Annotated in this window: 8 protein-coding genes and 1 pseudogene; 7 read left to right on the top strand and 2 right to left on the bottom strand. The window is 68.2% G+C overall.

All coding sequences use genetic code 11. The features are described 5' to 3' along the window. The first annotated feature begins 178 nt into the window (after window positions 1-178). The 7 genes from AB0D27_RS38825 to AB0D27_RS38855 all read left to right on the top strand — a co-directional run bounded on the left by AB0D27_RS38825 (window position 179) and on the right by AB0D27_RS38855 (window position 7,770). On the top strand, window positions 179-1,507 hold the full coding sequence (locus AB0D27_RS38825; RefSeq protein WP_362518464.1) for a Dyp-type peroxidase: 1,329 nt from the start codon (window positions 179-181) through the stop codon (window positions 1,505-1,507). Window positions 1,508-1,543: 36 nt separating this feature from the next. Next, the gene (locus AB0D27_RS38830) at window positions 1,544-2,713 is read left to right on the top strand and encodes a DUF4331 family protein (protein WP_362518466.1); all 1,170 of its coding nucleotides are present in this window, start codon (window positions 1,544-1,546) and stop codon (window positions 2,711-2,713) included. Further along, the gene (locus AB0D27_RS38835) at window positions 2,710-3,783 is read left to right on the top strand and encodes a tetratricopeptide repeat protein (RefSeq protein WP_362518469.1); all 1,074 of its coding nucleotides are present in this window, start codon (window positions 2,710-2,712) and stop codon (window positions 3,781-3,783) included. The genes AB0D27_RS38830 and AB0D27_RS38835 overlap by 4 nt, the downstream gene beginning before the upstream one ends. 238 nt (window positions 3,784-4,021) lie before the next feature. Further along, window positions 4,022-5,068, top strand: coding sequence for a zinc-binding dehydrogenase (locus AB0D27_RS38840; protein WP_362518472.1), 1,047 nt, complete (start codon window positions 4,022-4,024; stop codon window positions 5,066-5,068). A gap of 210 nt (window positions 5,069-5,278) precedes the next feature. Continuing rightward, window positions 5,279-5,956, top strand: a complete 678-nt coding sequence (ribA, locus tag AB0D27_RS38845) for a GTP cyclohydrolase II (protein WP_362518474.1) — start codon at window positions 5,279-5,281, stop codon at window positions 5,954-5,956. Between the two features lie 596 nt (window positions 5,957-6,552). Then, window positions 6,553-7,047, top strand: a complete 495-nt coding sequence (locus AB0D27_RS38850) for an SsgA family sporulation/cell division regulator (RefSeq protein WP_362518476.1) — start codon at window positions 6,553-6,555, stop codon at window positions 7,045-7,047. An 18-nt stretch (window positions 7,048-7,065) separates the two neighbouring features. Then, complete coding sequence (locus AB0D27_RS38855; RefSeq protein WP_362518478.1) at window positions 7,066-7,770, top strand: hypothetical protein; 705 nt, start codon at window positions 7,066-7,068, stop codon at window positions 7,768-7,770. Between the two features lie 449 nt (window positions 7,771-8,219). On the opposite strand, the gene AB0D27_RS38860 is transcribed toward AB0D27_RS38855, so the two are convergent. Both AB0D27_RS38860 and AB0D27_RS38865 read right to left on the bottom strand, forming a co-directional pair. After that, window positions 8,220-8,741: a GNAT family N-acetyltransferase gene (locus tag AB0D27_RS38860; RefSeq protein WP_362518481.1), complete on the bottom strand. Its 522-nt coding sequence runs from the start codon at window positions 8,739-8,741 to the stop codon at window positions 8,220-8,222. A 351-nt stretch (window positions 8,742-9,092) separates the two neighbouring features. Continuing rightward, window positions 9,093-9,419 (bottom strand): annotated as a pseudogene (locus AB0D27_RS38865) (hypothetical protein); the annotation flags it as partial.

Raw genomic sequence — 9,419 nt, forward strand, 5'->3', positions numbered from 1 at the left:
GGAGGCCCTCCAGCACCCGGCCCTCCAGCCCCTGCTCGCCCAGGCCGCCAGCTGACCCACCCCCACACCCCCGGAGGAGGCGCCAACCCCCCACCCCCTCCAGATGTGGGCGGCACCCCTGCCCCCTCCACGGCCCGCGTGACGACTCCGTCCACGCAAGACAGTTCTGGAAGGCATCATGAGCATCGAGAAGGGCAGCGCCCTGGAGCTCGACGACATCCAGGCCGCCGCTCTGGAGCCACGGCCGACGCCCTACGCGGGCGCCTACCTCGCCCTGCGCATCGACGATCGGCGGCAAGGGCGCGAGCTGCTGCGGCGGCTCACCCCCGCCCTCGACTCGGTCGCCGCGTTCGACCCCGAGCGTCAGGTCTCGCTCGCCGTGGCACTCAGCTTCCAGGGCCTGAAGGCCTTGGGGGTGCCCGAGGAGTCGCTGGCCACCTTCCCGGAGGAGTTCCGCGAGGGCATGGCCGCGCGGGCGGAGTACATCGGGGACGTCGGGGAAAGCGCGCCGGCGAACTGGGAGGCCCCGCTCGGTTCGCAGGATGTGCACCTCATCCTGGCCGGACTCGCCCCGGACACCGCCCGCCTGGAGACGGTCCTCCTCCTGGTCCACGACGCCCTGCGCGATCTGCCCGGCGTCGTCGCGATCTGGCAGCAGGACGTGCACGTCGGACCGGACGAGAAGGAACCGTTCGGTTTCCGGGACGGCATCGGTCAGCCGGCGATCGAGGGCACGGGCATCCCCGGCACCAATCCGTACGAAGAGCCGCTCAGGGCAGGCGAGTTCATCACCGGATACAAGGACGAGACCCACGGCATCGCACCCGTTCCGCAGCCCGAGGTGCTCGGGCGCAACGGAACATACGTGGCCTTCCGCAAGCTGCACACGCGAGTGGCCGGCTTCCGTAAGTACCTCCACGAGCGCGCCACCGACACCGCCGACGAGGAGCTGCTGGCGGCCAAGTTCATCGGCCGCTGGCCCAGTGGCGCCCCGCTGGCACTGACACCGGACAAGGACGATCCGGAACTCGGTGCCGATCCCAAGCGCAACAACGCGTATCTGTACGGCGACGACCCGGAGGGCCTCAAGTGCCCGGTGGGCGCCCACGCCCGGCGGATGAACCCGCGAGACGCGGTCGTCACCGGCGAGGTGCGTCTGCACCGCATGATCCGGCGCGGTACGACCTATGGTCCGCCGCTGCCCAAGGGAGTGCTGGAGGACGACGGCGCCGACCGCGGCATCATGTTCGCCTTTGTCGGAGCTCGCCTGGACCGGCAGTTCGAGTTCGTCCAGAGGCAGTGGGTGAACGACGGCAAGTTCATCGGGGCGCCCGCGGAAAAGGACCCGCTGATCGGTGTGAACGACGACGGCGGGTTCACCGTCCCGCGCAGGCCGATCCGCCGCCGCTTCAAGGGGCTGCCGCCGTTCGTCGTCAACCGGGGTGGCGAGTACTGCTTCATGCCCGGACTGTCGGCGCTGCGCTGGATCGCCGACCTCGACACCTGACATCTCCCACAAGCAACACGACAAGGAGCATTTCTCATGGCTGACCACTTCTCCGGGCCGCGTGCCATCGCCGACCCTGCGTCCGACATCTGCGACGTGTACGCCTTCCCGAGCCCGGAGCGGCCAGGGAACCTGGTGCTCGTCCTCAACGTGCTCCCGGCCTCGGCCCCTACGGCCCTGTTCTCCGACGCGATCACCCACCGTTTCCGCGTCCGGCCGATCACGTCGGTGAGCGGGGGCGCCGCTGCGGCGTTCAATGTGGGCGAGGACGAGTACGTCTTCGACTTCACCTTCGACGCCCCTCAGAAGGTCGACGGCACGGACACCCTGGTGCAGATGGGCACGTGCCAGGCGCCCGGCGGCCGGAAGGTCGCCTTCCAGGTCGGCAACGAGGTGCCCACCGAGGCCGAGGGACTGAAGATCTTCGCCGGGTCGCGGCTCGACCCGTTCTTCATCGACTTCGTGGGCGTGATGGTCACCGAAGCGACGGGGAAACTGGGCTTCAGGTCTGATGCCAGCAACGTTCTGGAGGGCCTGAACGCGCTGAGCATCGTGCTCGAAGTCGACGCCGCGGTGCTCGGCCCGGCCGCCGGCTCGCTGGTGGCGGTCGTCGGCGAGACCGTGACGTCCGGTGGACGCCCGTTCCGGCTGGAGCGCATGGGCCGGCCGGAGATCAAGAACGTGGTCATGTCGCCCAAGAAGTTCGACACCGTCAACAGCGATCTGGAGATCCGCGACCTCTTCAACGAGGAGGACGCCTTCAGCGTGCGGCCCGACTATGCGGGCACCTACCGCGCACGGCTCAATGCCAACCTGGCCTTCTACGACGGCCTGGACGGCAAGACCGCTTGGCCGCTGGACGAGCACGGTGCTCACCCGCTGACCGAACTGCTGCTGGCGGACTTCCTCGTCGTCGACCTGTCCAAGCCCTTCTCCGAGGACGGCTGTTTCGAGATCGAGACCGCCCTGCTCGCCGGCCGCCCGCACACGACCTGCGGTGGCCGGTCGTTCAACGACGACATCGTGGACACCCTCTTCACGCTGCTGGTGGGCGGCATCGACGGCGAGCGCATCAGTGACGGCGTCGACCAGCCGACTCAGCTGGCCACCCGCAGCTTCCCCTACCTGAATGCTCCCAACCCGACCCCGCCGGACCTGGGGGCCCGCCTGGCCGCGCTGGCCCCTCCCGGGGAGGCAGCGGCATGACCGGGGCGGCTCCTGAGGTGCACGAGCCGCTCACGACGAGCGGCACCATCGCCGTAACGAATCTGCACGGGCAGATCGACGGCCTGGCCGTACGGCTCAGCCGTGCGGGTACCGGGGAGACGCCTGGGGCTCCGTTGGCGGTGGCGCAAGGGGCGGCCCTGATCGACCTCCTCAACCTCCGAGGCCAGATCCTGGGCCGCGTGGCCGACTACGAGTGGGCAGCGGAACTCGCTGAGCGGCTCGTAAGCGCCGCACCCGAGGACGGCACGGCCCTGCTCGCCCGCGCCAGGACGCGGGCGACCCTGCACCGCTTCGCCGAGGCCGTTGCCGACCTCGGCGAAGCGGGCCGGAGCGGCGCGGACGTGGCCGCACTGGACGCGGAACGAGCCGTCGTCCTGCAGGCGCTCGGCTGCTACGCGGATGCCATGGCCCTGATCCACAAAGCGGCGGAGCGGCAGAGCGACTTCACGACGCTCGGCGCGCTCGCCGTACTCCAGGCGGAGTGCGGGGAGGTCACCGAGGCGGAGCAGCTGTTCGGCGAGGCGCGGCGCCATTATCGGGGGACCTCGCCGTTCCCACTCGCCCAGTTGGACTTCCGGCGCGGCGTGATGTGGCACCGCGAGGGCGATCTCGATGCGGCCCGCTCGTGCTACGAGGCCGCCCGGCGCCGGGTGCCCGACTACGCGCCGGCACAGGGCCACCTGGCCGAGGTCGAGCTGCTGAGCGGAGACCCTGCGGCTGCCGTCGCCCTCCTGCGTCCGCTCACGCAGACCAGCGACGACCCGGAGTATGCAGCTCACCTCGCGGCCGCGTTGCACGCAGGCGGCCGCGTCCACGAGGCGAAACAGTGGCGGGAGCGCGCGGTAGCGGATTACGGCGAACTGGTGCTGCGCCACCCGGAGGCCTACGCCGACCACGCGGCCGACTTCTGGCTCACCGTGGGGGCCGATGCCGAGCGGGGACTCCAACTCGCGCTGCAGAACCTCGCATTCCGCCAGACAGCCCGAGCCCATGCCCTGTTCCAGCGCGCTGTCCTTGCGCAGAACCGGGTTGCACAGGCTGCCCCGTAGCCGCCGAGCGGCGATGCCGGCGATATGGGGCATCGACGGTCGACGGGGTCGGCCGGACGGACCGGCATGCCGTTCGGCCGACCCCGCACCAGCCCGCCAGGGGCGAACGTAGCCCGGCCTCTTACCGGCTGATGCCCCCTATCCCTCGACCCCTCGCAGCGCCCCTCACCCCTCTGTGGTCCCACGGACCGCTACAGCCCTCCGAACCCGCAACCACTACTCGAGAAAGCTCACAACGATGGACACCATGCTGGCAGGACGCGTTCACCTGGACATGAAGAAGTTCGTTATGGAGGAGATCCCGGTCCCCAAGCCCGGGCCGGGCGAAGTACTGATCGAAGTGAAGGCGGCGGGCGTGTGCCTCTCCGACCTCCACCTGATCGACGGGAGCATCTCGCCGCTGCACCTGAACTCCAACGTGCTCACCCTTGGACACGAGATCTCCGGTGTCATCCATTCCCTGGGCCCCGGCCTCAAGCGGGACCTGGCCGTCGGCACACGGGTCGCCCTGCAGGCGGGACAGCCCTGCCGCGAGTGCGCCACCTGCGTCAGGGGTGGCACGTGCACGTCGTTCCGTGGCCGCGGCGTCGACTACGACGGTGGCTGGTCCCAGTACACGATCGCCCGTGAGGACACCGTCGTCCCCATCACCGACACACTTCCCTTCGACCAGGCGGCGATCATCCCGGACGCCGTTTCCACCTCGTACGCGGCACTGGTCGAGACCGTGCAGGTGCGTTCCGCCCAGTCCGTGGGCATCTGGGGAGTCGGCGGGGTGGGTGCCCATGCCGTCCGGCTGGCCCGCACGATGGGTGCCACGCCGATCATCGCCGTCGACCCGCTGCCCAATGCGCGTGCGCGAGCCCTCGCGTTCGGCGCCGACATCGCGCTCGACCCGACCGACCCCGGTTTCGCCGAGGCCGTGCTGCGTGCCACCGACGGCCTGGGCCTGGACTACGCCTTCGACTTCGCGGGCGTCCCCCGGGTCCGGGAGCAGGCGTCGCCCCTCCTCGGTGACCACGGTGCGCTCGTCCTGGTGGGTATCACCATGGAGCCGCTGACGATCTCCGAGAAGATGACCTTCAACCTGAAGAACAAGAAGGTCTACGGACACTACGGATCCTCGTTCGACCACGTCTACGAACTGATCCGGCTGGCCTCCAGCGGCCGTCTCGACCTGGCCCCGTCCATCACCGACCACATCCCCCTGGCCGACGCCCCCGAGGCGATCCACCGCCTGGAGCGCAAGATCGGCGATCCGATCCGCCTCATCCTCGTTCCCTGACGACTCGATTGAGCGCGTGGGCGTGCCGGCCGTGCCGCTCTGCGAAGGCGTGCGGCCGGCGCATCCCTCTGAAGAGCAGGGTTGCGCAGAAGTAGGCCGAATGGCGGCGCGCTCGACGTGATCGACGTGCCGCCACGGCGCTCCTGGCGTCCGCGTCGGCCCATTGCGCGAACAACACCCGCAACCGCCGCCCCGGAGAAGCAGACCGACATGAGCGACTCACGCAACGCCACTTCGCCCAGCGTCAGCAGCAATCCGACCGGCCTGTCAGCAGCCACGGTCCGCACCCGCGTGACGGTCCCGCTCCGCTTCGCCGACGGCTATACGGTCACCGCCGACGTCGCCACCTTCCACAGCCTTGCCGACGGCCAGGAACACGTGTCCGTCATCCTCGGCGAACCCGCCGCCGACCGGCCCCCGCTGGTGCGCCTGCACTCCGAGTGCCTGACCGGCGACGTTTTCGGCTCGGCCCGCTGCGACTGCGGCCCCCAGCTGCGCGAGGCGGTCGAGCGCATCGCCGACCGCGGCGGCGTCCTGCTCTACCTCCGCCAGGAGGGCCGCGGCATCGGCCTCTACAACAAGCTCGACGCCTACGCCCTCCAGGACCAGGGCCTCGACACCTACGAGGCCAACGCGGCCCTCGGCCTCCCGGAGGACGCCCGCGACTACACCGCCGCCGCGCAGATGCTCGCCGCTCTCGGCATCTCCGAGCTGGACCTGCTGTCCAACAACCCGGACAAGGCGGCCCAGTTGCGCACCCTGGGCCTCACGGTGACCCAGCACGTTCCCACGGGCGTCTTCACCACGGCTCACAACGTCCGCTACCTCCGTGCCAAGGTGGTCCGCACTCAGCACACACTGCCGCTGACGGAACTGCCGACGGGCTGACGGCCGTTGCCCATCGGGTCATGGCCAGCCTGTCGTCGCCGCGATGCGTGCGTGACCAGGCAGGCGGGCCGCGTCGCCGAGCAGGAAGACGCGTCCCCGGCGCCGGCGACCGCGATGCGAACCCGGAAGCTGTACTCGGGAAGTCGTGGGTTCTCGCTGTCTCCCAGTCGGAGCTCCCAGCGGTGGCGACAGCTTCTGCCGCAGGTCGAGCAGAGGGGTGAAGACCGCTCAGGAGCAACGTTCGCAATGGACAAGTTCTCGACCTGCCGTTGACCACGTGATGTGCCGGGGTATTTCGTGACGGCCGTTCTCGGGCAATGCGCGGGTCTCGGCCGGGCGATCCAGTTCGCCATGTGCTGCGTCGCCTGGCACGAAGCCCGGGTTCCGGCGCTGCGTCGCCGTCATCACGAGTGACAGGTGAGTCTCTCCCTGCTGATGGCACTCTTCGTATTTCCATACGCCGTATGGTATTACTGAGCAGAAGTTCCGTGCGATGTATGGAACTTCTGCGTATCCCCGCACGGGCCTCTTGGGCTCCGGCGGTATCCCTTCCGATGGCCCTCCCCGGATGAGTCGAGGCACCAGGAGTAAGACCAATGAAGTCATTGAAGACCGTGGTTCGGGGGCTGCCTGTGCAGCTTGTCGTCTCGCATGAGATGTCCTTCTCCGCGAGCATGGGGCTGCAGCACGAGCCCAGCGATCCCTATGCTGTCCGCGCCGCATTCACCGTTGTCGGCAGCGACGAGACGGCGGAATGGATCATTGGCCGAGATCTTCTGGCCGACGGCCTGGAGGGCCCCACCGGCGAGGGGGACATACGCGTATGGCCCGCCGAGGAGCATGACGTGTACGTCCTTCTCAATCCGCCGACTGGTACGGCCCTGCTCAAGGCCTCAGCGCATGAAATCAAGGCGTTCCTGCAGGAAACGGAGGTAGTGGTGCCCAGGGGGGCGAGTCCGGGCACATCGACTTGGACGCTTTGCTGGCGCATCTCACCGCCGAAGGATGAAGGAACCCAGCCGATCCGCACCGAGAGGCTGGGCCGCTCAAGGGTCCCGCCTCATCGAGTTCTGTTAGCGCGCCCACTCTGAGCCTGGCACACTGAATTTGTGCTTCCGCTGATGGCTGCTGCAGTTCAGGATGCGTTTCCATCGATTCCTGGCGCCGGCGTTGTGTCGGTTTGCGCGTTGATCTTTACCGTCGCATCCTTCTGGTGGATCAACGCCAGGCGAGGGCACCTGAAGTCCTGGGAGCCTCATTCCTTTGCCGCGATCGTCCACTGCTCCATGGCTCGCCTGAGGCTTCCGCTCGTCCTTCACAACACCGGCGCCAAGCCGATAGTCGTGCAGGATCTCAGGTTGACCTTCCCTGATGAGCCCGCCTCCCATCTGCCACTCCTGTGGATCTCTTCACCGTCCCGTCTTCAACCTGGGCCGGAGGAGGAGCCGAAGTTGCCGGCCGTATTCGCCGTGGCCGGCAGGGAAGCGCAGCAATTCTTCATCGAGTTCGAGGCACCGTTTTCCGGATTCGTTCCGGAGCCTCGTAATTACAAGGCTCAGATTCAGGCGAGGGTCGGCCATCGCAAGGGGTGGCGCACCCTTCTGACGTTCACCTTGAGAGCCGCCAACATCATCGATCCCGACCGGTACACCGTCTACAGCAACGCACCTCTTGAACTGACGAAAGAGGACAGGCGGAAGGCGGACGCCGCGCTCCTGGAGCTGCTGGACGCGCACGAGGACCTGTCCGATCCGGGCGAGAGGAAGCAGCGGGACTCTTCGAATGACGAGGGCGACACCGGCACGAATATCTAGAGCGGGACGGCCCCGGGCTTCGCCGTGGCGAATGTGTCGGCGCCCCGCCCGCTGCAGTCGGAGCCGGTCAGACTACGGCCGAGAAGGAGATGCTGCTGCGGCCGGTGGCGGTAGACCGTGGCTCGGCCGTCACCGGAGCGTCCTGGCTCGGCCGACGCCTGCTTCCTTGCCTCTGTTGCGGCGCGGGGCCGACGGCGACGTCACTCGACATCTATGAGACAGCGTGGCTCACAGAACCTTAGCGGTACGTAAGGTCAAGAAGCCGCGCGCGGACCTCGCCGCGCGCCTGGAGCGTGTGAGGTGAAGGCACGCTGGCAGCCGCAGGTCCGGGCGAAGGCCCGCGAGCCAGAGCCCGAGTTTCGACACCGCTGCACCGGGGCTCGGGCACTGACTGGCGCCCGCAGCTGACCGCCCGGCTGTCCCTCGGGCATCTACCACCGGGCGGGGGTTCAGAGGTCCTTTCGCATGAGAACGCACATCGTCTCGTGGCGACGGATCAACCCGTCAGGTCCTTCCTCGTCCCAGGTATCGGGCTCGCGGCCGTACGCGACGTATCCCAAGCGCTCGTACAGGGCGCGGGCCCGAGGGTTGTCCTCCTCCACGGCGAGTTCGGCCCTGCGCAGGCCGCGGTTCCTGATCCTCTGTTCGGCGGCTCGGATCAGCAGCGTTCCCAGGCCGCGGGACTGGAGTGCCGGGAGTACGGCGAGTTGCCACAAGGTTCCGGCTTTCTCGCGAACCTGGTAGTCGATGCCGCCGATCGCCACCGGCAGGTCCACCGCGGTGCATACAGCCAGGTAGTCCACCTCGCCGGCCGCAGCGCGCGCCAACTCTCGCTCTACTTGGCGCAGGTGGGTGGCCGAGCCCGACCAGGTGCATGCGGGCAGGTCTCGGGGCAGTAGGTCGCGCACGCTGACGGGCATGACGATGGTGGCATCGGTGGAGTCGTGTGCAGTGATCACAGCCGTCAGCATGCCGACCGACGCGATGGCATGGCAATGCTTTTCTCCTGCCTGGGACCGCGCGCGGCGCCGACCTGGCCTGCGGCGGCGTGCTGCCACTTCTCGGGAACATCGAACATCTCGCGGCCTGACCACCACACCGATGGTGTCCGTCAAAGCGGAACAAGCCCACCGCGGTCCTGCACGTCTTGCGAGTGCTGGTTCATGGCACCCACGCGGCACCAGTGCTCGGCCTTCGCCGACTTCAACCGCAGGACGGGGACGAGGCCGGCGGGCACCTGCACGCGGTGCTCCGTGGTAGCAACGCCTCCCAAGGTGCGGCAAGCGAGCCATCAGGTTCCAACCCGTAGCGGTTGAAGCGCCTCAGGTCTTGGAGGCGGCCCCCTTCTCGAGTAGCGAGGCGATTTTGTAGGACCTCAATGAGGATTGTTGCGCTTCTACGGCGCGTTGGTACCAGGCGATGGCCTTTTCAACGCGGCCCATCTCTCCCAAAACGTCGGCTATGTCGCTCACGACGGTGTGGTCACCGGCTTCCGCAGCGTGCTGATACCAGGCAAGCGCTTTGGCGGTGTTCCCCGCTGCCCTCAGCCTTGAGGCTAGTGTCCTGCGCCAGAGATCCGTCGGCAGAGGCGGGCGAGGGAGTCGAGGATTTCTTCGGCTGTTTTGGTCCAGATGAACGGCTTGGGGTCT

The organism is Streptomyces sp. NPDC048415 (assembly GCF_040651675.1).
Taxonomy (GTDB): domain Bacteria; phylum Actinomycetota; class Actinomycetes; order Streptomycetales; family Streptomycetaceae; genus Streptomyces.

What these genes read in the sequence shown, in the direction of transcription:
- AB0D27_RS38825 (WP_362518464.1), top strand. Translation starts at nt 179, where the DNA reads ATGAGCATCGAGAAGGGCAGCGCCCTGGAGCTCGACGACATCCAGGCC.
- ribA (WP_362518474.1), top strand. Translation starts at nt 5,279, where the DNA reads ATGAGCGACTCACGCAACGCCACTTCGCCCAGCGTCAGCAGCAATCCG.
- AB0D27_RS38830 (WP_362518466.1), top strand. Translation starts at nt 1,544, where the DNA reads ATGGCTGACCACTTCTCCGGGCCGCGTGCCATCGCCGACCCTGCGTCC.
- AB0D27_RS38850 (WP_362518476.1), top strand. Translation starts at nt 6,553, where the DNA reads ATGAAGTCATTGAAGACCGTGGTTCGGGGGCTGCCTGTGCAGCTTGTC.
- AB0D27_RS38840 (WP_362518472.1), top strand. Translation starts at nt 4,022, where the DNA reads ATGGACACCATGCTGGCAGGACGCGTTCACCTGGACATGAAGAAGTTC.
- AB0D27_RS38835 (WP_362518469.1), top strand. Translation starts at nt 2,710, where the DNA reads ATGACCGGGGCGGCTCCTGAGGTGCACGAGCCGCTCACGACGAGCGGC.
- AB0D27_RS38860 (WP_362518481.1), bottom strand. Translation starts at nt 8,741, where the DNA reads ATGCTGACGGCTGTGATCACTGCACACGACTCCACCGATGCCACCATC.